At 68.7% G+C, this 22,578-nt stretch carries 20 protein-coding genes and 2 tRNA genes; 14 read left to right on the top strand and 8 right to left on the bottom strand.

Translation table 11 applies throughout. The features are described from left to right. The first annotated feature begins 57 nt into the window (after positions 1-57). Complete coding sequence (locus tag AOM45_RS17250; protein ID WP_236703719.1) at positions 58-531, top strand: MarR family winged helix-turn-helix transcriptional regulator; 474 nt, start codon at positions 58-60, stop codon at positions 529-531. Here AOM45_RS17250 and AOM45_RS17245 read toward each other — a convergent pair. Next, the gene (locus tag AOM45_RS17245; RefSeq protein ID WP_030468276.1) at positions 528-1,715 is read right to left on the bottom strand and encodes an NAD(P)/FAD-dependent oxidoreductase; all 1,188 of its coding nucleotides are present in this window, start codon (positions 1,713-1,715) and stop codon (positions 528-530) included. The genes AOM45_RS17250 and AOM45_RS17245 overlap by 4 nt on opposite strands. Positions 1,716-1,904: 189 nt before the next feature. On the opposite strand from AOM45_RS17245, the gene AOM45_RS17240 reads away from it, so the two are divergent. From AOM45_RS17240 to AOM45_RS52150, 3 genes are read left to right on the top strand one after another with little or no spacing between them, the layout of a single operon-like run. Next, the gene (locus AOM45_RS17240; protein ID WP_030468277.1) at positions 1,905-2,105 is read left to right on the top strand and encodes a hypothetical protein; all 201 of its coding nucleotides are present in this window, start codon (positions 1,905-1,907) and stop codon (positions 2,103-2,105) included. A gap of 53 nt (positions 2,106-2,158) precedes the next feature. After that, a complete protein-coding gene (locus AOM45_RS17235) occupies positions 2,159-3,658 on the top strand; it encodes an AMP-binding protein (protein ID WP_030468278.1) in 1,500 nt (499 codons plus the stop codon). Between the two features lie 29 nt (positions 3,659-3,687). Then, the gene (locus tag AOM45_RS52150; protein ID WP_030468279.1) at positions 3,688-5,016 is read left to right on the top strand and encodes a LuxR family transcriptional regulator; all 1,329 of its coding nucleotides are present in this window, start codon (positions 3,688-3,690) and stop codon (positions 5,014-5,016) included. A gap of 222 nt (positions 5,017-5,238) precedes the next feature. On the opposite strand, the gene AOM45_RS17225 is transcribed toward AOM45_RS52150, so the two are convergent. Further along, the gene (locus AOM45_RS17225; RefSeq protein ID WP_162185668.1) at positions 5,239-6,477 is read right to left on the bottom strand and encodes a helix-turn-helix domain-containing protein; all 1,239 of its coding nucleotides are present in this window, start codon (positions 6,475-6,477) and stop codon (positions 5,239-5,241) included. Positions 6,478-6,506: 29 nt separating this feature from the next. On the opposite strand from AOM45_RS17225, the gene AOM45_RS53495 reads away from it, so the two are divergent. The 3 genes from AOM45_RS53495 to AOM45_RS17215 all read left to right on the top strand — a co-directional run bounded on the left by AOM45_RS53495 (position 6,507) and on the right by AOM45_RS17215 (position 8,791). Continuing rightward, complete coding sequence (locus tag AOM45_RS53495; RefSeq protein WP_269083649.1) at positions 6,507-6,638, top strand: hypothetical protein; 132 nt, start codon at positions 6,507-6,509, stop codon at positions 6,636-6,638. Positions 6,639-6,755: 117 nt separating this feature from the next. Beyond that, positions 6,756-7,244 (top strand): PH domain-containing protein, encoded by a 489-nt coding sequence (locus AOM45_RS17220; protein ID WP_372497464.1) that lies wholly within the window; start codon positions 6,756-6,758, stop codon positions 7,242-7,244. After that, entirely contained in the window at positions 7,241-8,791 is a 1,551-nt protein-coding gene (locus AOM45_RS17215; RefSeq protein WP_051783589.1) for a PH domain-containing protein, read from the top strand. Before AOM45_RS17220 ends, AOM45_RS17215 begins: the two co-directional genes overlap by 4 nt. Here the strand turns inward: AOM45_RS17215 and AOM45_RS17210 are convergent. Next, positions 8,770-9,705 carry a GlxA family transcriptional regulator gene (locus AOM45_RS17210; protein WP_030468283.1) on the bottom strand — a complete coding sequence of 312 codons (936 nt, stop codon included), beginning with the start codon at positions 9,703-9,705 and terminating at the stop codon, positions 8,770-8,772. The two genes, AOM45_RS17215 and AOM45_RS17210, sit on opposite strands and share 22 nt — an antisense overlap. A 71-nt stretch (positions 9,706-9,776) precedes the next feature. Here AOM45_RS17210 and AOM45_RS17205 point away from each other — a divergent pair, with 71 nt between their 5' ends. Continuing rightward, positions 9,777-11,042: an MFS transporter gene (locus AOM45_RS17205; protein WP_030468284.1), complete on the top strand. Its 1,266-nt coding sequence runs from the start codon at positions 9,777-9,779 to the stop codon at positions 11,040-11,042. On the opposite strand, the gene AOM45_RS17200 is transcribed toward AOM45_RS17205, so the two are convergent. Further along, positions 10,974-12,494, bottom strand: a complete 1,521-nt coding sequence (locus tag AOM45_RS17200; protein WP_030468285.1) for a helicase HerA-like domain-containing protein — start codon at positions 12,492-12,494, stop codon at positions 10,974-10,976. The genes AOM45_RS17205 and AOM45_RS17200 overlap by 69 nt on opposite strands. A 72-nt stretch (positions 12,495-12,566) precedes the next feature. Between AOM45_RS17200 and orn the strand changes: the two genes are divergently transcribed. The 3 genes from orn to AOM45_RS17185 all read left to right on the top strand — a co-directional run bounded on the left by orn (position 12,567) and on the right by AOM45_RS17185 (position 15,072). After that, positions 12,567-13,172 (top strand): oligoribonuclease, encoded by a 606-nt coding sequence (gene orn / locus AOM45_RS17195; protein ID WP_030468286.1) that lies wholly within the window; start codon positions 12,567-12,569, stop codon positions 13,170-13,172. A 65-nt stretch (positions 13,173-13,237) separates the two neighbouring features. Further along, positions 13,238-13,310 (top strand) — tRNA-His (locus AOM45_RS17190). A gap of 136 nt (positions 13,311-13,446) precedes the next feature. Next, positions 13,447-15,072, top strand: a complete 1,626-nt coding sequence (locus AOM45_RS17185) for an ABC-F family ATP-binding cassette domain-containing protein (RefSeq protein ID WP_030468287.1) — start codon at positions 13,447-13,449, stop codon at positions 15,070-15,072. Between the two features lie 157 nt (positions 15,073-15,229). Here AOM45_RS17185 and AOM45_RS17180 read toward each other — a convergent pair whose 3' ends face one another. Further along, on the bottom strand, positions 15,230-16,360 hold the full coding sequence (locus AOM45_RS17180) for a L,D-transpeptidase (protein ID WP_236703733.1): 1,131 nt from the start codon (positions 16,358-16,360) through the stop codon (positions 15,230-15,232). Positions 16,361-16,641: 281 nt separating this feature from the next. Here AOM45_RS17180 and AOM45_RS17175 point away from each other — a divergent pair. Further along, positions 16,642-16,715 (top strand) — tRNA-Lys (locus tag AOM45_RS17175). A 417-nt stretch (positions 16,716-17,132) separates the two neighbouring features. Here the strand turns inward: AOM45_RS17175 and AOM45_RS17170 are convergent. Continuing rightward, on the bottom strand, positions 17,133-17,732 hold the full coding sequence (locus tag AOM45_RS17170) for a TetR/AcrR family transcriptional regulator (protein ID WP_030468289.1): 600 nt from the start codon (positions 17,730-17,732) through the stop codon (positions 17,133-17,135). 98 nt (positions 17,733-17,830) lie between these two features. Between AOM45_RS17170 and AOM45_RS17165 the strand changes: the two genes are divergently transcribed. Continuing rightward, the gene (locus tag AOM45_RS17165; RefSeq protein WP_030468290.1) at positions 17,831-19,321 is read left to right on the top strand and encodes a carboxylesterase/lipase family protein; all 1,491 of its coding nucleotides are present in this window, start codon (positions 17,831-17,833) and stop codon (positions 19,319-19,321) included. A gap of 359 nt (positions 19,322-19,680) precedes the next feature. Here AOM45_RS17165 and AOM45_RS17160 read toward each other — a convergent pair whose 3' ends face one another. Continuing rightward, complete coding sequence (locus AOM45_RS17160) at positions 19,681-20,469, bottom strand: hypothetical protein (RefSeq protein WP_030468291.1); 789 nt, start codon at positions 20,467-20,469, stop codon at positions 19,681-19,683. Continuing rightward, on the bottom strand, positions 20,466-20,957 hold the full coding sequence (locus AOM45_RS17155; RefSeq protein ID WP_030468292.1) for a SigE family RNA polymerase sigma factor: 492 nt from the start codon (positions 20,955-20,957) through the stop codon (positions 20,466-20,468). Before AOM45_RS17155 ends, AOM45_RS17160 begins: the two co-directional genes overlap by 4 nt. A gap of 114 nt (positions 20,958-21,071) precedes the next feature. Between AOM45_RS17155 and AOM45_RS17150 the strand changes: the two genes are divergently transcribed. Then, entirely contained in the window at positions 21,072-22,058 is a 987-nt protein-coding gene (locus tag AOM45_RS17150; protein ID WP_236703718.1) for a BtrH N-terminal domain-containing protein, read from the top strand. Positions 22,059-22,578: the final 520 nt, after the last annotated feature.

The following is a 22,578-nucleotide window of genomic DNA, read 5'->3' as shown; positions in this document are numbered from 1 at the left end:
TCCGAGTCAAGATGTTCTCAACCAAGAACATCTTCGCCGGGATGTAGGATGGACCACATGGAGGTGCAGCAACCGATCGCCGCGTGCGTCGAGAAGTGGGACTTCAACTGGCTGCTGCACCGCGCCGCCCAGCGGGTCGGGTCCGCGTTCGCCGACGAGATCGCGAAGTTCGGCATCTCCCTGCGCGGGCAGCTGGTGCTCCAGGCGCTCGCGAGCGACGAGGAGGCCGCGCGCACCCAGCTCAAGCTCGGGGCGATGCTCGGCCTGGACAAGACCACGCTGATGAGCGAGCTCGACAAGCTCGAACGGGCCGGCCTGATCATGCGGGTGCCCGACCCCAAGGACCGCCGGGTGCGCACGCCGGTGATCACCGACAAGGGTCGCGAGCTGCAGAAGGAGGCGGGCGACGCGCTGGCCGACGTCGAGCGCTCCTTCCGCACCCGCTTCTCCCATCAGGAGATGGTGGTCCTCCGCAAGGCCCTCAGCGAACTGGCCGAGGGCGAGAGCCCCGTGCACGGGTCCTGCATCTAGACCAGCGAACTCAGCTCCGCCTCGCGCAGCTGATCCGGCGTCGTGGTCGCCTGCGCGTCCACCAACGCCTTCAACGCCGCGCCGTCGTCCCAGACGTTGACGTTCATGGCGGCCCGCACCCGCCCGTCCCGCAGCCAGAACGCGATGAACTGCCGCGCGGCCAGGTCGCCGCGCACCACCACCTCGTCGTCGGGACCGGCGAGACCGCGGTACTCCATGCCGAGGTCGTACTGGTCGGTGAAGAAGTACGGCGACTTCTCGTACGGCTCGTCCTCCCCGAGCAGCGGACCGGCGACGTAGGTGCCCTGGTCCTTCGCGTTGGCCCAGTGCTCGACCCGGACCCGGCCGTCGTAGCGGGGGTGGTCGTGCGCCGCGATGTCGCCGGCCGCGAACACGTCCGGCGCGGAGGTGCGCAACGTGGCGTCGACGGCCACGCCCCCGTCGGCCAGGTCCAGTCCGGCGGCCTCGGCCAGTTCGAGTCGTGGTGTCGCGCCCACCGCCAGCACCGTCACGTCCGGGATCAGTTCGGTGCCGTCGTCGAGGCGCGGGCCGGACGGGGTGAAGCCCTGCACTCCGGTGCCGAGCTTGAACTCGACGCCGTGTTCGGTGTGCAGGCCGCGGAACATCGCGCCCATCTCGGTGCCGAGCACGCGCACCAGCGGTTCGGACAGCGGATCGACCACCGTGACGCGGCAGCCGTGCGTGCGGGCCGCGGACGCCACCTCGCAGCCGATCCAGCCCGCGCCGATGATCACGACGTGCCTGCCCTCGCGCAACGCCGACTTCAACGCGAGCGAGTCGTCCAGCGTGCGCAGCACATGTCCTTGCGCGCCAGGCAGAACGCGGGGGCGCGATCCGGTCGCGAGCAAGAGCCGATCGTAGGAACGCACTGCTCCATCGGAGTCAACGATCGCGTGATCGCCGGGCCGCACCTCCAGCACCGAGACGCCGAGCTGGAGGTCGATCTCGTTGTCGGCGTAGAAACTCGGCTCGTGCACCCACGTGGGTTCGGAGGCCTTTCCCAGCAGCAGGTCTTTGGACAGCGCGGGCAGTTCGTAGGGCCGGTGGTGCTCGGTGCCGAACATGGTGATCTTGCCGCCGTAGCCGCGCTCCCGGAGCGCGCCCGCCGCGGAGGCACCGGCGAGGCCCGTCCCTGCGATCACGATGCGTTGCGGTTCCGCCATTTTCACCCCTCCTGGTGACCAGAACTCGTCCCACGTGCGACGCTATCCGCAGCTCGGCACGGTCGCTCGGCGAAGACGGTTCCCCCGAACGGGAAACCTTCGTCATGACCACCGGTGGCGCGCGTCTCACCGACGCGAGCGCCGGGACGACCGGGCCCGGCGCGCCGAGTGAGCTGGAGGAAGAAACCCGTGGGAGCCAAAGAGGAGTGGCAGGTGAGCTGCCGCGACATCGCTTCGCGCCGACGGGACTTGACGGTGTTCGTCAGCCAGGGGCACATCGTGATCAACGTGCCGCCGGGAGAGGCCGCCGTGCTGACACCGCTGGAAGTCGGCCGTTTGCGGGCAGCGCTGAGGGAAGCCGTCGTCGCCGCGTCCGACACCGAGATGTGACCGCAGTCACAGCGTTACCTACTCGCAAGTAGGTTAGTGGCAGAGTGTGGTTCATGCTGACCCGCGTGCTGCTGACCCTGGTCAAAGCCGGAGTGATCCGGCCGTTGGGCCCGCGAGGGCTCTCCGGCACCGTGCGCGGCTACGTGCAGTGGGACATCACGCTCGCCTGGGGTTACCAGACGGGCGCGGGACGACACCCCGACCGCGCGGCGATCGTCGACGACGACGGCACTCTCACCTACGCCGAGGTCCACGAGCGCACCAGCCGGCTCGCGCACGCCTTCCGCGCCAGGGAACGCGTCGGCCTGCTGTGCCGCAACCACCGCGGGTTCATCGAGACGATGACCGCCTGCACCAAGATCGGCGCTGACGCCGTCCTGCTCAACACCGGCCTGAGCAAAGGACAACTGGCCCAGGTCGCGCAGGACCAGAAGATCGACAGGATCGTCGCCGACCGCGAGTTCGCCGACCTGCTGCCCGACGTCCCCACGTACTTCAGCGACGAGCTCGAGTCGCTCATCCTCAACGGGCCCACGACGCCACTGCCCCGCAGGCCTCCGCGCGGCCGGCTGATCATCCTCACCTCCGGCACAACCGGTGCGCCCAAGGGCGCCAAACGCCCGGAACCCGCGAGCCTCGCCCCCGCCGCCGCACTGCTGTCGCGGATCCCGCTCAGGCACGGCGACGTCATCTCGATCACCTCCCCGCTCTTCCACGCCTGGGGCCTCGCCGCGTTCCAGCTCGGGCTCGTACTCGGGGCGACGCTGGTGCTGCGCCGGAAGTTCGATCCCGCACAGGCGCTGAAGGACGCGGAGCAGTGCACCGCGATGTTCGTCGTTCCCGTGATGCTGCAACGCATGCTGGAGACCCCGCACCGGCCCAAGCTGCGGATCATCGCCTCCAGCGGGTCCGCCCTGCCCCCGCGCGTGGCCACCCGCACGCTGGAGGAGTTCGGGCCGGTGCTCTACAACCTCTACGGCTCAACGGAAGTGAGCTGGGCGAGCATCGCGACACCAGAGGAGATGCTCCGCGAGCCCGGCACGGCGGGACAACCACCGCTCGGCACCCGTCTGGCCATTGTGGACGACAGGGGCAACCCAGTCGCGCCCGGCGAGACCGGGCGGATCTTCGTCGGCAACGAGATGCTCTTCGACGGCTACACCAACGGCACCAGCAAGGAGTCGTTGAACGGCCTGATGTCGACCGGTGATCTCGGCTACGTCCGCGACGGCCTGCTGTTCGTGGCGGGCCGCGACGACGAGATGATCATCTCCGGCGGCGAGAACGTCTACCCGCGCGAGGTCGAGGACCTCCTCTCGAACCTCGACGGCGTCACGGAGGTCGCGGTGCTCGGCGTGCCGGACGACGAGTGGGGGCAGCGCCTCGCCGCGTTCGTCGTCGGCGCGAAAACCCTGACCGCGGAACAGGTGCGGGACCACGTGAGGGCGAACCTCGCGCGGTTCTCCGTTCCGCGTGATGTCTTCTTCCTCGAGGAGCTGCCACGCAACGCGGCCGGAAAAGTGTTGAAACGTCAACTGCGGGAACAGCAGTAGGCTCGCCCCCGAGTGAGGGGGCAACACCCATGACGGTTCCCGGCAGGACGGCGGATCCGCGGTCCAACGCCGTGCACAACCTGCGCGAGGCGCGCATCGCACTGGACGAGGGCAGACCAGGCGATGCGTTGGAGTACGCGGAGAAAGCGGTTGCCGCGTTCACGTGGCTGGACGACGTCGAGGGCGTCGCGGAGGGCGTGCTGACGCAGTCCGTGGCGCTCGGCAAACGCGGGTTGTGGCCCAGCGCGCTCGACACGATCGACAAGGTGCAGGAGATCGCGGCGGCGAACCGCCACATCGGACTGCAGGCGCGGTGCAGCTTTTCCCGTGCCGTGGTGGAACTGCGGCTCGACTCGCGGGAACGGAGCTTCCACTCGTTCGCCCGCGCGCTGGGCCTCGCGGAGCTCACCGGCGACAGCGAGCTGATCGGCTCGGTGCTGTTCGAACAGGCGAAGGTGCTGCGCGTGCAGTACCACGAGCACTGCATGATCCGGACCGCGGAGAACCGCTGCAGCCTCGACGGCGAGCCGTGCGTGCGCAAGCTCCGGCGCGCGGAAGCGTTGTGCGCACAGGTGCGCGACCGGTGGAAGCAGGTCGGCGACCCGGTGCGGATGGCGATGGTCAACGTGCTGCTGACACACGTGCGCATCGATCTGGGTGAACTTGACCGCGCGCACCGCAGCTGGCAGCGCGCTGACCAGTTGCTTGCCGGAAGGACCCGCCCGGTCGCGAGGGCGGAGGCGTTGATGGCGCGCGCCCGGCTGAGCGGGGCGCGGGGGCGCTACCCGGAGCAGATCACCCAGCTGACCCAGGCCGCCGAGCTCGCGATGAGCTGTCTGGCACGGGAAGTCGCGGTGCACGCGCACCAGCAGTTGAGCGAGGCGCACGAACGGTCCGGCGACCTCGAACGCGCGTTGCGGCACGCACGCCTCCAGCTGGAGCAGTACCGGTTGTGGGAGCTGCAGGAAGGCCGCGACCTGCTCAGGATGCGCGAGCACGACCTGTCGTCACGACTCGTGGAACAGTTGGCGCACAGGCGTTTCGAGCCCAAGCGCGAGGACGCCGTGATACGCGTCCCGCAGCCGGGAGAGCTGCACGACGCCGGTACCGCGGAGCACACGAACACCCGGATCGCCCGCGCGCTGCGGGCCGGGCTCACCAAACGCGGCATCGAGGTGCTGCGGCTCGTGGCCGCCGGCGCGAGCACCGCGATGATCGCGGAGACGCTCGGTCTGTCCCCCAAGACGGTGCAGAACCACCTCCAGCGCATCTACACGACCCTTGACGTCAAGGGACGCGCCGGAGCCGTGGTGTGGTGGATGAACTTGACCACCACCGAGGCATCCATTGTCAAGTAATTGACAATTACTCCGAGAGGCCCGCCGATCAATCGCCCGTTCGGTCGCTTGCCGCCTACCGGTTACTGCCGGTTCTTGGGTGTTTTACCCATGCTCACAGGGTGGAATTGGGTGATGTGAGGGGTATCCGGTGTGTGTCATGCTCCGTTAACAAGGTGTCCAGTTAACGAGCGAGGGGCGGTCATGACCGGGCAACGTCGCCCAGCCGCAGAGCTTGCGCCCTCAGTGCTTGCGCAGCGCGATGCGAGCCACGTCGCGCCACAGGAGCGGGTCGACGCCCTCGGGGTTGATGTGTTCCAGCAGCGCGGCCAGTGCCGTGCGCGCGGAGGTGCTGCCGTCCGGGTCGACCTCGTCCGCCGCCCGCACGAGCAGCAGGTGGCACCGCAGCTGCTGCTCGGCGTCGAGCTGTCCGGTCGAGAGCGCGCTCTCGGCGAGCTCACGCGCCCGGTCGACCTCGCCGTCGCGCAACGCGAGTTCCGCCCGCAACGCGCGGGCGTGCGCGAGCAGGCCGCCCTGCCGGCGCATCGCCGCGACGGTCGTCTCCACTTTGTCCAGCAACGCAACGACTTCGTCGAGGTTCGCACCGGGCGTGCGCAACCCGATGGACGCACCGGCCAGCCGAATCCGGCACCGGTACTCGGGATCGCCGTCGTAGTCGTCGAGCATCGCGACGGCCTCGCGGATGCAGTGCGCGGCCTCCGTGCGGTCGCCCAGCCGGTCGGCGACCTTGGCCCGCGCCCACCACGTGGAGATCGCGAGCCGGTCGCGCCCGAGTTCGGGCAGCCGCGCGGAAAGCTGGTCCACGACCTGCTCCGCGTCGGCGAGACGTCCGGCCGCCGTCAGCTCCGCGCACAACGAGATGAGCGCGCGCGTGTTGACCCGGCGCACCCGTTCGCCGTCACCACTGGCCAGCTCTACGGCCTCCGTCGCGGCTTTCACGGATTCGGCCGTCCGGGCGAGGCGCCGCAACGAGGATGCGCGCAGGATCTCCACCAGCGCGTCCACCGCCGGACCTGGAGACCACGACTTGCGCAGCTTCGCCGCCGCCAGCAGCAGACCCTCGTGGTCGCGCTGCCTCGCCAGCATCACCAGGCGAGTCCACCGCACGCACCAGCCGAACATCTCCTCGTCCGACCGCTTTCCCAGCGTTTCCAGCAGGTCGACGGCCATCACCAGGTCGCCGTCGTGGTAGGCGAGCAGCGCCTCGCACCACGCCAGCGCCTCGTCCTGCATGGCGGTGCGGTCCTCGTCGACCATCAGCTCGGACGGGTCGACGCCGAGCACCTCCGCGAGCCTGCGCACGACGGCGGGCGACGGCACCCGTTCGCCGGACTCCAGCCGCGACACGTAGCTCATGGAGACACCGGGGCACGCGAGGTCCTTTTGCGACAGGCCGCGTTGCAGCCGGACCGTCCGCAACCGCGCGCCGAACCTCGTCAACGACTTCCTGCCCTCATCCACGGCCGCCACCTATCGAACGGAGCACCTCAATGAAGTTGAACACTATCGCTCGAACCATCGCCGCGGTGATCCTCAGTTTGGGGGCGCTCGTGACGGTGGCGGGTGCGGCATCCGCCGACACCCCTGACACCTTCACACCCCCGTACTGCGCCAAGCCCTGATCGAACCGGCCGGTCGAGGTGGTCTTGCCTCCCTCGCAAGCAAGACCACCTCGCCGTCACCACCCGAATTGACCCACCTGGCCACACCACCAGGTGCGGGTGAGGCACCCTTGTGGGGTGACTCTGCAACTGCGCACGCCTCGTCACCAGGTGAGCCCGAAGTCCGTCCTGTTGTGGACGATGCAGGCTGCCTTCTTCTGGCTCGTGCTCTTCGTGCCACAGCTCGTCGTGTTCCTGCTGGTGAACGAACCACCGACGTGGGAGCTCGCACTCCTGATCGCCACGCTGGTCGTCGGACTCGTGCACACCGCGGTCGAACCGACGTGGCGCTACCGCGTCCACCGCTGGGAGACGACGCCGGACGCGGTGTACACGCTCTCCGGCTGGCTCAACCAGGAGTGGCGCGTCGCCCCGGTCTCGCGGATCCAGACGATCGACACCAAACGCGGGCCGTTCCAGCAGTTGCTCGGCCTCGCGACGGTCACGGTGACGACGGCGTCGGCCGCGGGTCCCGTGGAGATCGAGGGCCTGGACCACGTGACGGCGCAGCAGCTCGTGGTGGAGCTGACGAACACCACGCAGGCCACGCCCGGTGATGCCACGTGAGCACTCCAGCCGAGTTGCCGGCAGGCCTGCCCGCGGCGCCGGAGTTCACCGAGCCGCTGGCCGAGTGGCACCGCCTGCACGTGCGGATGCTGGTCGTGCGTCCGCTCAACGAGGGCATCGCGATGCTGGTGCCGATCCTCGTGCTGCTGTTCACCGGCAACGGCGAGAAGTGGCGGCTGATCGCCAGCGGTGTCACCGTCGCGGCGATCCTCGCGTTCAGCTACTTCATCTGGCGCACCACGAAGTACCGCATCACCGACGACCAGGTCGAGCTGCACACCGGGTTGCTGACCCGCAAGCAGCTCGCGGTCCCGCGTGATCGCATCAGGACGGTCGACCTCACCTCGAAGCCGGGTCACCGCGTCTTCGGGCTTTCAGCGGTGCGGATCGGCACGGGCCAGCAGGACACCCCCGGCACCGACGGCCTCACGCTCGACGCGGTGACGCAGGAGGAGGCCGAACGGCTGCGGGTCCTGTTGCTGCAGAAGGCGGTCGTGCCCCGGGGTGAGGCGCACGCGGTGCCGGTGCTGCCGGAGTCCGCGGTCATCTCGCAGCTCGACCTGAAGTGGCTGAAGTTCGCGCCGCTGTCGCTGTCGGGCCTGGTCGCGATCGGTGCCCTGTTCGGCGTGCTGTCGAACTACGCGGACGACCTCGGCCTGCACCCGGTGCAGGACCTGTGGGAGTGGCTGTTCGAGCACCCGAGCCTGACGTTGTTCGGCGCGTTCGCGGTGGCGCTCGTCGTGGCGGGGCTCGTGCTGTCGGTGCCGCTCTACGTCCTGCAGTTCTGGAACTACCGGCTGACCCGTGAGCCGGACGGAACCCTGCGGGTGCAACGAGGTCTGCTCACCACGAGGTCGGTTTCCGTGGAGGAGCAACGGCTGCGCGGCGTCGACATCCAGGAACCGCTGCTGGTCCGTGCCGGCAGGGGCGCCAAGCTGGCCGCGGTGACGACGGGACTGGGTTCGAAGGGCGAGAGCAACCTGCTGCTGCCGCCAGCGCCGTTGTCCGTGGCGCACCAGGTCTCCCAGGACGTGCTGAAAGTCGCCGACGACCCGACTCTGCGCAAGCTCCGCAAGCACCCGTTCGCCGCGTTGCGCCGCAGCGTGGTCCGGCACGTGGTGCCGTGGGTCGTGATCGCGGCCGGCCTCGCGGCCTGGGCGCCGTCGTGGGCGTGGCCGATCCCCGTGGCGATCATCCCGTTCGCCGCGCTGATCGGCTGGGACAACTACCGCTCGCTCGGCAACGCGCTCGACGAGCGTTATCTGGTGACGCGCAACAACTCTCTGGTCCGCAGCACGGTCGCGTTGCAGCGCACCGGCATCATCGGCTGGCGCATCCGGAGGTCGTTCTTCCAGCGCCGCAGCGGTTTGATGACGATCGGCGCGACGACCGCGGCGGGTGCGGGCGTGTACCACGTGACGGACGTCGGCGAGTCCGACGGCCTGGCGCTGGCCGACGCCGCCGTGCCGGACCTGCTGCGGCCGTTCCTGGTCGAGGTGTCCCCAGAGCAGTCCACTGTGGAGGGTCAAGCGGAACGGAACGTCTGACGGTAGGCGCTCGGCGACACCCCGATCGACGCCGCCAGCTGCTGCCGCAACGCCGCTCCCGTCCCGAACCCCGCGTGCCTCGCGACCTGGTCGATCGGCAGGTCGGTGGACTCGAGCAGGTGCCGGGCCCGGTCGACGCGCTGCTGCGTCAGCCACTGGCCCGGTGACATGCCGGTCTCCGCGCGGAACCGGCGGGTGAACGTGCGCACGCTCATCCGCACCTGGGCGGCCATCGCGGCGAGGTCGAGCGGTTCTTGGAGGCGTTCCAAGGCCCACTCGCGGGCGAGCGCGGTGGAGGTGTCCGGGTAGCTCGGCACCGGGCGGTCGACGAACTGGGACTGGCCGCCCTGCCGCCACGCGGGGACCACGCAGTAGCGGGCGATCCAGTTCGCCACCTCGCTGCCGTGGTCGGACCTGATGACGTGCAGGCACAGGTCGATGCCCGCGGCGACGCCCGCCGAGGTGAGGATGTCGCCGTCGTCGATGAACAGCACGTCCGGGTTGAGGCGCACCTTCGGGTACAGCGCGCGGAACTGGTCAGTGGTGCCCCAGTGCGTGGTCGCGGGCCTGCCGTCGAGCAGCCCGGCGGCGGCGAGCACGAACGCGCCGGTGCAGATCGACATGATCCGGGACGCGTTCGTCGTCGTGAGGGCCTCCCGGACGGCGGGTTCGAGCCTGCCTTCGCGCGCCGGCGGGTAGTGGGTGCCCGGCACGAGCACCGTGTCCGCGTCTTGGAGGACCTCCAAGCCGTACTCGGGCGCGATGGTGAAGCCGCCGGTCGTGGGGATCGGACGGCGGTCCGGCGAGCAGACGACGACCTCGTAGCGGTCCGCGAGCCGGGCGAACATGTGCGTCGAGCTGCCGATGTCGAACGCCACCGACTGCTCGAGCGCGAGAACGGCGATCCGGTGCATGGCCGGATTCTTTCACATGTTGGCCATCGGGCCACTGGTCGCAGGGTCGGCCATCACCGAACCTTGTCGGCGTGAGACTCCATTGGGCCTGGGTTGTCGCAGGTGTGTCCTTCATCGCCTTGGTGGGTGCCGCGTCGTTCCGCGCGGCACCCGGCGCGTTGATCGAGCCGTTGCGGGCGGAGTTCGGCTGGACGACCGGCACGATCTCGCTCGCCATCTCGATCAACCTCTTGCTGTACGGGTTGACCGCGCCGTTCGCGGCCGCGCTGATGGACCGGTTCGGCGTGCGGGTCGTGGTGACGTACGCGTTGACCATGGTCGCCGTCGGCAGCGGGCTGACGGTGTTCATGACGGCGTCGTGGCAGCTGGTCCTGCTCTGGGGTGTCGTGGTCGGGCTCGGCACGGGCTCGATGGCGCTCGCGTTCGTCGCGACGATCACCGGGCGCTGGTTCGTGCGGCACCGGGGCCTGGTCACGGGCGTGCTGACGGCGGGTGGTGCGGCCGGTCAGCTGGTGTTCCTGCCGACCGTGGCGTGGCTGTCCGAGAGCTACGGCTGGCGGCCCGCGTCGCTGGTGATCTGCATCGCCGCGCTGGCCGTGGTGCCACTGGCGGCGTTCTTCCTGCGCGAGTACCCGCGGGACGTGGGGCTCTTGCCGCTCGGCGCGACCGAGGACACTCCCCCGCCGCCGTCCGGTGGTGCGGCTCGTCGTGCTCTGACCGCGTTGGGTTCCGCTGCTCGCACACGGCCGTTCTGGTTGCTGGCCGGTGGGTTCGCCATCTGCGGTGCGTCCACGAACGGTCTGGTGGGCACGCACTTCATTCCCGCCGCGCACGACCACGGCATGCCGACGACGACTGCGGCCGGACTGCTCGCATTGGTCGGTGTGTTCGACATCGTGGGCACTATCGCGTCCGGATGGCTGACGGACCGTGTCGACTCACGGCTGCTGCTCGCCGCCTACTACGCGTTGCGCGGCCTCTCGCTGATGCTGCTTCCTCAGCTGTTCGGCGCGTCGGCACACCCGTCGATGCTGGTGTTCATCATCTTCTACGGCCTGGACTGGGTCGCGACGGTGCCGCCGACCGTGGCGTTGTGCCGCCAGTACTTCGGCATGTCCGGGCCCGTGGTGTTCGGCTGGGTGTTCGCGTCGCACCAGCTCGGCGCGGCACTGGCGGCGTCCGCGGCCGGGCTCACCCGGGACCACCTGGGCAGCTACGACCTGGCCTGGTACGTCGCGGGCGCCCTCTGCCTCGGCGCGGCTGTGCTGTCAGCGTCGCTTGCGCGAGGTGCCGAAGATGCCCCGCGTGATCTCGCGCGCCAGGGCGCTGCCGGCTGACCGCAGGAACGACTTCACCGCGCTGTTGCCGAGCACCTTCTCGACGAGTCCCGGTTCCTCCTTCTCGTGCCTTTGCGGAGGGGGTTCCGGGGCTTGCTGTTCCTGCTGAGGTGGCGCGACTTTCCGCATGAGCTGCTCGTAGGCCGACTCGCGGTCCACGGTCTCGGAGTACTTGCCGTGGAGGTCGCTCTGCTGGGCCGCCTGCTTGATCGCGTCGTTGCCGATGGTGTCCATCAACGAGCGCGGCGCCCGCAGCCGAGTCCACGCGACCGGGGTCGGTGCGCCCTTCTCGCTCAGCACGGTGATGATCGCCTCGCCGATGCCGAGCGACGTGAGCGCCTTCTCCAGGTCGTAGTGCGGTGTGTTCGGGTACGTCTTCACCGTGCGCGACAACGCCTTCTGGTCGTCTGGCGTGAAGGCCCGCAGTGCGTGCTGTACGCGCGCGCCGAGCTGTGACAGCACGTCGTTCGGAATGTCGGTCGGCAGCTGCGTGCAGAAGAAGACGCCGATTCCCTTGGACCGGATGAGCTTCACGGTCTGGGTGATCTGGTCGAGGAACGCCTTCGACGCGTTCGAGAACAGCAAGTGCGCCTCGTCGAAGAAGAAGACGAGCTTGGGCTTCTCGACGTCGCCCTCTTCCGGCAGCGTCTCGAACAGTTCCGCGAGCAGCCACATCAGGAACGTCGAGAACAACGCGGGATTGCCCTGCAGCTCGGCCAGTTCGAGCAGGCTGACGACACCCTTGCCGTCGCGCTGCCGCATCAGGTCGGCCGGGTCCAGCTCCGGTTCGCCGAAGAACCTGTCGCCGCCCTGCGCCTCCAGGTTGACCAGCGCCCGCAGGATCACACCCGCCGTCGAGCTCGACACGCCACCGATGCCCTTGAGGTCTTCCTTGCCCTCGTCGCTCGTGAGGTGCTGGATGACGCTGCGCAGGTCCTTGGTGTCGAGCAGCGGCAGCCCCTTCGAGTCCGCCCAGTGGAAGATCAGTCCCAGGGTCGACTCCTGGGTGTCGTTCAGGCCCAGCACCTTCGACAGCAGGATCGGCCCGAAGCTCGTTATCGTCGCCCGCAGCGGCACCCCGATGCCGCCCGTGCCGATCGACAGGAACTGGATCGGGTACGACTGCGGCTGCCAGTCGTCGCCGGTGTCCTTGGCGCGGGTGTCCGTCCGGTCGCTGCGCTCGCCTTCCCGCGACAGACCGGACAAGTCGCCCTTGACGTCCGCCATCAGCACCGGCACGCCGTTGTTCGACAGCTGTTCGGCGAGCAGCTGCAACGTCTTCGTCTTGCCCGTTCCCGTTGCGCCCGCGACAAGTCCGTGGCGGTTGACCATGGACAACGGGATGCGGACGTGTGCGGTCGATTCGACTGCTCCGTCGACCAGCACAGCGCCGAGTTCGATGGCCGCGCTCTCGGACGCGTATCCAGCAGCGATCTCAGCTTGAACCGTCATGCACGAGGAGCGTAACCAGGTTGCTGCACGCCGCCACTCGAAGTTGAGCCCCGGCGCAGTAATGTTCGAGGCGTGATGGATCGTCTGGTGTGGATCGACTGCGAGATGACCGGACTCGACCTGGGCAAGGACGCCCTGATCGAGATCGCGGCACTGGTCACGGACGCCGAGCTGAACGTGCTCGGCGACGGCGTGGACATAGTGATCCACGCTTCCGACGAAGTGCTGGCCTCGATGCCGGAAGTCGTCATGGAGATGCACGCCAAGTCAGGTCTGACGGAGGAGGTGCGCGCCTCCACGGTCTCGATGGAGGAAGCCGAAGCCGCCGTCCTGGCCTACATCAAGGAGTGGGTCCCGGACCCGCGGACCGCTCCCCTGGCCGGCAACTCCATCGCCACCGACCGCGGCTTCATCGCCCGCGACATGCCGGCGCTGGACGCGCACCTGCACTACCGCATGGTCGACGTGTCGTCGATCAAGGAGCTGTGCCGGCGCTGGTACCCGCGCATCTACTACGCGCAGCCGGGCAAGGGCCTCGCGCACCGGGCGCTCGCGGACATCGTCGAGTCGATCCGGGAGCTCGCGTACTACCGGCGGACGGCGTTCGTGCCGCAGCCCGGTCCGACGACGGAGCAGGCGCAGGCCGTGGCCGCTGAGCTGCTGAAGAACGCCGACTGACCCCCGATTTCAATATCGGTAGCTGTCGTTGCTATGCTTTCCCCGCCGGTGAACGCCGGTACGTGGTGGGTGTAGCTCAGCTGGCAGAGCACTGGGTTGTGATCCCAGGTGTCGCGGGTTCAAGTCCCGTCACTCACCCTGACAGCCTGGCTATGTTTGCAAAAGGCGCAAACATAGCCAGGCTTCGTTGTGTTTTCTGGGGGCCGAGCCCCCAGACCCCACGCCGGGGGCAAGCCCCCGGACCCCCCTCCCATTCCTGCCGGAGCGCCCTCTTATGACCACGCTCGTCGCCAAGGATCTCGCCGCAGGTCACGGTGACCGAGTCCTGTTCTCCGGCCTCGACCTCGTGGTCGCTCCCGGTGACGTGATCGGCCTCGTCGGCGTGAACGGCGCGGGCAAGTCGACGCTGCTCCGCACGCTGGCCGGCCTCATCCCCGCCGAGTCAGGGCGCGTCTCGCTGAACCCGCCCTCGGCGAACGTCGGCCACCTCGCCCAGGAGCCGGAGCGTCTCGAGGGCGAGACCGTGCGGGAGTTCCTGGCCCGCCGCACCGGTGTCGCCGCGGCTCAGACGGCGCTGGACGTGGCCACCGAGGCGCTGACGGCGGGCAACGACGAGGGCTACTCCGAGGCGTTGGACCAGTGGCTCGCCCTGGGCGGTGCCGACCTGGAGGAACGGTCGTTGGAGGTCGTCGACGACCTCGGGCTGACCGTGGGCCTGGACGCGTTGATGACCTCGCTGTCCGGTGGTCAGGCCGCACGGGCGGGCATGGCGTCGTTGCTGCTGAGCCGGTACGACATCTTCCTGCTCGACGAACCCACCAACGACCTCGACCTCGACGGCCTGGAGCGGTTGGAGAAGTTCGTCACAGGACTGCGCGCCGGCACGGTCCTGGTGTCGCACGACCGCGAGTTCCTCGCCCGCACGGTGACGAGCGTGCTGGAGCTCGACCTGCACCAGAACCAGGTGCGGTTGTACGGCGGCGGCTACGAGTCGTACCTCGAAGAGCGCGCGCGTGCCCGCCAGCACGCACGGGACGACTACGAGGAGTACGCCGACACCAAGGCCTCGCTGGAGGCCCGCGCCCGCATGCAGCGGTCGTGGATGGAGAAGGGCGTGAAGAACGCGCGGCGCAAGGCGGGCGACAACGACAAGAACGCCCGCAAGTTCCGCGCCGACGCCACCGAGAAGCAGGCCTCGAAGGCCCGCCAGACCGACCGCATGATCGAACGCCTGGACGTCGTCGAGGAGCCCCGCAAGGAGTGGGAGCTGCGGATGGAGATCGCCTCCGCCCCGCGTTCCGGCGCCGTGGTGGCCTCCCTGCGCGCGGCGGTCGTGTCACGCGGGGAGTTCACGCTCGGCCCGGTGGACCTGCAGATCGACTGGGCGGACCGCGTCGCGATCACCGGCGCGAACGGCGCGGGCAAGTCGACGTTGCTCGCGGCACTGCTCGGAAGGGCAGAACTGGCGTCGGGCTACGCGACCCTGGGCTCCGGCGTCGTGGTCGGCGAGGTCGACCAGGCCCGCGGCCTGTTCCTCGGCGACCTGCCGCTGGTGGACGCGTTCCAGGAGGCCGTGCCGGAGATGAACCCGGCCGACGTGCGGACGTTGCTGGCGAAGTTCGGCCTCAAGGCGGCACACGTGCTGCGGACCGCTTCTTCCCTGTCGCCGGGCGAACGGACGCGGGCCGCGCTGGCGTTGCTGCAGGGCCGCGGGGTGAACCTGCTGGTGCTCGACGAGCCGACGAACCACCTCGACCTGCCGGCGATCGAACAGCTGGAGTCGGCGCTGGACAACTACCCCGGCACGTTGCTGCTGGTGACGCACGACCGGCGGATGCTGGAGGCGGTGCGGGTGAACCGCCACCTGACCGTGGAGGGCGGCCGGGTCACGGTGTCCTGAGAGTGTCCAGGCGGCACGTGGACGTGCGTCAAACTCACTTCGTCGCAGAGGCTGCCTGCACGCGGACCACGGCACGGAGTGAAAGCTGCTGACGCTGACCGTGGAACGGAACCGGGCAGGCGAGCGACGACCGCCCGCCTGCCTGCCGCAGGGCACGTCAGCGGTTGCCCTGCACCCACTGGTTCCACGGCACCTGCCAGTCGCCGAAGCCGTCCCACGGCTCCAGCGGCGGGCCGCCCGAGTTGGTGACGACGACCACGTCGCCCTGCTTGCTGGTGTCGAACACCCACTTGGCGTTCTCCGGCGAGAGGTTGAGGCAGCCGTGGCTCACGTTGCGGCGGCCCTGGTCACCGATGGACCACTCGGCCTGGTGGAAGAAGATGCCGCTGTTCGACATGCGGTACGCCCAGCTGACCGGCGTCTTGTAGCCGCCGTTCTCCAGCGCCAAGCCGTACGTGGTCGAGTCCATGATCATGCGGTCGTGCTTCTCCATCAGCACGTACGTGCCGGTGGGGGTGGTGTTGGCCGCGTTGCCCATCGAGGTCGGCATGGTCCGCACGACCTGGCCGTTGACCTTGACGTTGACCTGGTGGGTCTGGCCGTCCGCCTCGTAGATGACCTCGTCGCCGACCGTCGTGGTGATCGTGCGGTCTTCCTGGCCGTAGATGCCGTCACCGACGTGCTTGCCGTAGACCTTGATGTGCATGGTGATCTTGGTGCCCGGCTTCCAGAACTTCTCCGGACGCCAGTGCACCTCCTTCTTGTTGAACCAGTAGAAGGCGCCCTCGACCTTGGGCTCGGTGGTGATCTCCAGCATCTTCTCGGCCGCGACCTTGTCGGCCACCGGCTCGTCGAAGTAGAAGGCGAGCGGCTGACCCACGCCGATCGTGGTGCCGTCCTGCGGGTTCGTCGACACGTACGTGAGCGTGCGCGGCTTCACCGTGGTGAAGGACGACTCCTTGGTCTGCGGCTTGCCGTCCTCGCCGGTCGCCGTGGCCACCAGCTTGTAGGTCTTCGCGTACCCGAGCGGCTCGGTGTTGGTCCACTGCGTCGACTCGGGGTTCATCTTCCCCTCGACGACCTTGCCCTCTGGGTTGGTCAGCTTGACCTCGGTCAGCTTCCCGTCCGCCGCCGTCGCGATGACGGGCAGGCCGGGCGACACGTCCGCCGCGCCGTTGTTCAACGCCAGCGTCAGAGTGACGGGCTTCGGCGGCGGAGGAGCAGCCGACGACTCACCCGCAGCGCCCTTGGCCCCCTCGCCTCCACCTGAACAGCCTGCGATCAGCATCACAGCGATTCCCGCTGCGACCACCCCACGACCGCGCCTGCCCCACATCCCCATCGACGTACTTCCGATCTCTTGTCGCCACTCCCGAGACTGCCTGCACGAAGTCGTTTCAGCGTCCCCCGATCAGGGGACGACAGGAGGTGGTCCGAAGTTGCGCGAGTGGCCGGATCGTTACGCTCCCGATGCACCAAAACCGGTGCTGACCAGCCGATTGGGAGCGCGCGTTCGGCGTGTGCTAACGTTCTCCACGTCGGAACGGCAAGTGACCGGCACACAAACAAGCGCCGCTAGCTCAGTTGGTTAGAGCAGCTGACTCTTAATCAGCGGGTCCGGGGTTCGAGTCCCTGGCGGCGTACTCCAGAGAAGCAGGTAGAGATTCGTCTCTACCTGCTTCTTTGCTTTTCGGGTGCGCATCCGAATTCTCCCTTTCGTGGTTCTGGATCATGGTTTGCGAGCCCGAGACATCCCTGGGGTTAAGGCCTGCGAGTCGGCGGCGTGGCACGCACAGGCGATCCGAGGCGGCCGCCACAGCACCGCGCGACCCGATTTTGATCGCCCGCGACGCAAGAGGCCGGCGAGTCGGGTAAGTCCGTGGACGAGGTCTCGCGTCCAACCCGCCGTAGTAGCTCAGGTGCGCGTGATCGGGTGCTTGGTGCTCCGGCAAGAAGGTCGTGCCCAGCACAACACGACCTTGACCTCGGGCAGCAGGACGTCACGCTCGAATGCCGCCGGATCAGAGCTGATCCTGCCCATCCGTCCGCCCTGGGGCAGGTCACGTGCAGCTGAACAGCCGGTCCAAGTGCACGTCGATCGCCGCGAGCGCGTCCTGGGGCTCGATCACGTCGAGTTCGATCAAGGAGGTGAAGCCGGTGAGGGCGAGAAGCAGATTGGTCTCAGTCGCCGGCTCGTAGCTGGAGTCGATGTGCCCGTCGGCGATCGCCTGGCGGACCAACTGCTCGACGAGGGCCCGCCCTTCGACGAGGCCGCGGCGCGCCTGCTCGTGCACGGCTTCGTCGTGCAGCGCCTCCAGGACGTAGGCGGCGCTCATCCGACTGGTCGCGCGGGCGTCGGCGTGCAGGGGGAGCATTTCGGCGAGCGTCAGTCGCAGCACGGCACGGGGGTGCGGGCGGTCACCGAGCTGATCGAGGCCCTGCTGTATGCGCATCGAGGTCTGCTCGGACGCGAGATCCATGGCGAAGGAGAGCATGGCGGTCCGGGAGGCGAAGTAGTGCTGCAGCTGCCCGAGTGACATGCCTGCCTCCTGCGCCACCACGCGCATCGTCAGCTGTGTGACGCCGCGCCGCTCCACCACGCGCCACAGTGCGCGAGCAATCGCTTCGCGGCGTCCGCGGTGATCCACCTGTTTCGGCATCGCCAGCCCTCTCCCTCGCACCCGAGAATTATCCAATACAGTTGACATAATACACCTGACCTATAACCCTGGTGGTTCGATCGAGGGAGGGAATCGACATGACCGAAGAGCCGAAAGCACGGACTACGGAAGGCGTGGTGCAGGGGCGCCGGCGGCAGGGGCACACGGTGTTCCGCGGCATTCCCTACGCCCAGCCCCCGGTCGGGGCGCTCCGCTTCGCCGCGCCGGCGCCGCCGCACCACTGGGAGGGGACCAGGCAGGCGGTCGAGTTCGGCCCCGTGGTGCCGCTGTCCCTGCCGATCGCCGTGGCCCCGCAGGGAACCGACTGGCTGACGCTCAACATCGGCACTCCGGATCCCGGCGCGGCGGGACTGCCGGTGCTGGTGTGGATTCCCGTGGGCGGCTACCTCTCGGCGGCGTCGAGCGACCCGATGTTCGACCCGGCAGCGCTGGCCGAGTCGGGAATCGTCGTGGTGACCATCAACTGCCGCGTGGGTGCGGAGGGATTCGCATTCCTCGACGACGCGCCACCCAACCGCGGATTCCTCGACCAGATCGCAGCGCTGGAGTGGGTGCAGCGCAACATCGCTGCCTTTGGTGGCGATCCCGGCCGGGTCACCGTGGGCGGGGTGTCGGCCGGTGCGGGCTCGGTCGCCGCCCTGCTGACGATGAAGTCCGCGCGCGGTCTGTTCCGGCGGGCCATCGCCCATTCGGTGCCGGGGCTGTACAGCACCCCCGCGCTGGCACGGCAGGTCACCGCCGTGTTCGCGGACCGGGTCGGCGCGGCGGGCCCCACCGTCGAGGCCTTGCGCGACATCGACCCGTGGCACCTGGCCGCGGAGCTCACCTCTTTCAACGCCGGCCTCCACGCGTACCGGGAGAGCTGGGGACGCCTCACGGAGACCGGCGCCGCGCTGTGCCCCGTCGTCGACGGAGAGGTCTTCCCGGAAACACCATGGCCCGCGCTGACCGGCGGGCGTGCGAGCGGGACCGAACTGCTCGTCGGCCACGCCCAGGACGAATTCCGGTACTTCAGCGTCATGAGCGGACGGCATGGCACCTTCACCGAGGAGGATGCCCACGCAGCCTTGGAACTGCTCGCCCCGCAGCCGGACGGCGCGCGGGCCTACCGCGCCGCGTTCCCGCAGGCAGGCCCGGAGGAACTGGTCGAGGCGGTGTACTCCGACGCCCTCTTCCGCATGCCGTCACAGCAGCTGGCCGAGGCGAACGCCGCAGCCGGGGGCACCTCGTACCTGTTCGAACTGTGCTGGACCGCCCCAGCCCTCGGCGGCATCCTGGGCGCCTGCCACAGCCTCGACATGCCCTTGGCGTTCGGCACGCTGGACAGCCCCGTCGGCACCCAACTCATCGGCGAGGAGCCCACTCCCGACGCCGTCGCGCTCTCCCGCGAACTCCGGGAAACGTGGGTCCGCTTCGTCACCACCGGCGACGCGGGCTGGTCCGCACACCGGCCTGGCGAGCACCTCACCCGTGTCCTGGACACCGAGTCCAAGACTCTGCCCTACCCAGAACAGGCATCCCGCCAGATCTGGGAGAACCACTCCCCCTCCCCCTTCGACCTCTCGTGAGCGTCCAGGTCGGCTCCGACGACTACGACGCCGCCACTCACCTGTCCGCTCGACATCGTGCAGGCCCCCGAAGCGGTGCCTCGGGAGCCCGAGCCGCGCCCGAGATCCCCGACCTGTTGCGACACAAGGCGACATGACGAGACAGGGACACCCGGCGCTGCTTGACCTCGAAGTGCGGAAACGGCACCCACCGACATCAACCGGCACCCCCAACGGGCCCCACCCGAGGACTCTTGATCAGCGGGTCCGGGGTTCGAGTCCCTGGCGGCGTACTCCAGAGAAGCAGGTAGAGATTCGTCTCTGCCTGCTTTTCTGCATTTCGGCGAATGGCCGGCCACCGAGGTGGCCGGCCATCATCGTCACCACTTGTCGGAGGTGACGATCGCCTTCAGCTGCTCGAGGGTCAGCGGCGGCTGCGACGCGTAGAACAGGCCGCCCGGCGTGCCGATCACCGCGCCCGCGGGGTCCTCCTGGTTGCTGATCTGCAACCGGATCATCGTCCCGTCGGGCCGCTTGATGCACACCATGTACGACACCGCGCCCTGATCCGGCCGCGCGGTCTCGGCCGCCAGCCGGGAGCCGTCGGGCAGTGTGCTGACGACACAGTCCGCCGGCTTGGCGTTCCTGCACCAATTGCGGGGCTCGGAGTCGTGGCCGGGGTACATCAGGAGGCCGAAGCTCCCCTTGATGCCTGCCGAGGTCAGAGTCCCGCCGACGAGCGCGTAGCTGGGGTAGTTCGGGTTCACTGTCTCGGGGACGAGGACCACTCCTCCACCGGGTGGCGCGTTGTTCCCCGAGGACGCGGGCGCTCCTGAGAAGGTGTGCTTCTGGGTCACCTCGACCGTCGCGGTGTCGCCGAGCACCACCTTGAACCGGGCGATCAGGTCGTCCGGTGTGGCGGGGACCGGGTTGCGCGCCGTGGTCGTGGCCGGTGCCGGGGTCGGTGGGCCGGCGGGCGTGCTGGAGTTGCCCGGTACGAGCCACACCGCGCCCGCGAACAGGGCCGCCACCGCGACTACGGTGGCCATCACGGGGACCAGCCGCACTGCTCGCCGCGGGCGCACGACCGGTGCCACGCCCGCGGTTGCGGCGTCGACGCGTCGTTCCAACTCTGCGAAGGCGTCGTGGAGGGTGCGAAGGTCGCTCATGAGGTCTCCTGGAAGTTGGGTGCGGTGGCCGTGAGGTCGATGCGCAGAACGGTGAGCGCCCGGTGGATCTGGCTGCGCACTGTCGGCTCCCGGCACCCCAACTGCGTGGCGATCTCCCTGTCGGACAGGCCCGCGTAGTAGCGCAGGACCACGGCCGCGCGTTGCTTCTTCGGCAGGCCGGCGAGGCGGTTGATCATCGCGTCCCGCTCGGCCCGCTCGTCCGCGCCGTCGGAGATCACCGACGGCTCGACCTCGGCGCGCGGGAACGTGCGGCTCAGCATCCTGCGCCAGGACAGGTACTCGTTGACGATCATCCGCCGCACGTAGGCGTTCGGCTCCTCCATCACCGAGATCCGTTCCCAGCGCTCGAACGCCCGGCCCAACACGTCGCTCACCAGGTCCTCGGCCAGCCACGTCCGGCAGGTCAGGACCATGGCGAACCGCATCAGCGCGGGACGCTGCCTCGCCACGTACTCAGCAAACTCCACCGGCCACTCCCGATCGTCGCTCGACCTCGATTTCGCACCCCTAATGGAGAAGTGGCCTCCAACGTTGCATCCGATCTCCCAGAAGTTGACCCTCACACCGTGAGAGGGTCGAGCATGGACCGCGTGATCATCGAGAACGTCGCGTTCCCCGGCGGCCTGCACTGCGAGACCACCACGCTCGGCGCCCTGCTGCGCCACGAGGGTCTCGAACGCTCCGAGCCGATGTTGTTCGGCCTCGGCGAGGGGCTGGGCTTCGTCTACTGGGACGCGAAGAACATGGACTTCCCGTTCCTCGGCGGTCGCGTCAAACCGATGGCGCTCACCCGGACCGCCGCGGACCGGCTGGGCCTGACGCTGCACGTCCAGGAGACCACTTCACCCCGCAAGGCCTGGCAGAACGTGACCACCGCGCTCGCCGAAGGACGGCCGGTCGGGCTCCAGCTGGACTGCTACCACCTGGAGTACTTCGGCACGAAAGTGCACTTCGGGGGCCACTTCGTCGCGATGCGCGGCTACGACGACACCCACGCCCACCTGATCGACACCGCACAGCAGGGCGGCGCCGTGACGACCACGCTGGAGAGCCTGGCACGGGCGCGCGGCGAACGAGGGCCGATGACCGCCCGCAACCTCTCGTTCACGATCTCCGGCGCCGTGGAGGTCGATCTGCGCGACGCCGTCCGGAAAGCGATTGCCGGCAACGCGCGTGCCTTCCTCAACCCGCCCATCGCGAACCTCGGCCACCGCGGCATCGGCAAGGCGGCCCGGCAGGTGACGAAGTGGCTCGACCGCTCCCGCGAGCCGGCCCACGATCTGCCGCTCGCCGCGACGCTGATGGAACGCGGCGGCACCGGCGGCTCGCTGTTCCGCGCGCTGTACCGCGACTTCCTCGCCGAGGCCGCCGAGATCACCGGTGACGACGACATCCGCCTCGGGCACCGGCTGTACGCCGAGATCGCTCCGTTGTGGACCGAAGTAGCCGACCTCGTGACGGCGGCGGGAAAGACCGGTGACCCTGCTCACCTGGCCCGCGCCTCGCAGATCCTCATCGGACTCGAAGCCGCGGAACGCCACGCCACGCAGGTGCTGGCCGACGTCTGAGCGGGGGCCGCGCGGACTTCCGCGCACCCTCTCCATCGCTCTGCGGGCCGGGCACCTTGATCGTGTCCGGGCCGCAGGTTTCAGGTGAAAGGGTCCAGCCTTTCCGGTGCAACCCCAGTAACGAGATGACCTAAGCTAAGCGGTACAGATCACTCCTGCAGTCGGAGGATACGCCTTTCGGTATTCAGGATCCTCGGAGACGAGAGGACTCTGAGCACCGCCAGGCAATTCGAACTCCGCCCATTGAATGCCATAGGAGACAATGTACTCTTCAAGCGAGTCCGACCTGAGCAGGAACACTCTCTGCCCAGCGCGGAATCCGCCAACCCTGGCTTCGATCCCAGTCCGCTGAGCGACAGTCGCTTCCCTGAGGTGGAGCTCGCCGGCGTCCTTCCAGCAGGACAGCCTGATGACACCAGAGAAGAGCACATCCAGGACCCGCAAGGAAGCTCCGCCTGGAAGGTCGTCATCGATTTCAGGGAACCCGCGCAAGAGCACGTAGCCATGACCATGCCGATAG

Source organism: Lentzea aerocolonigenes, from assembly GCF_000974445.1.
Classification (GTDB): domain Bacteria; phylum Actinomycetota; class Actinomycetes; order Mycobacteriales; family Pseudonocardiaceae; genus Lentzea; species Lentzea aerocolonigenes.
This window is presented reverse-complemented; position numbering and strand designations above follow the sequence as displayed.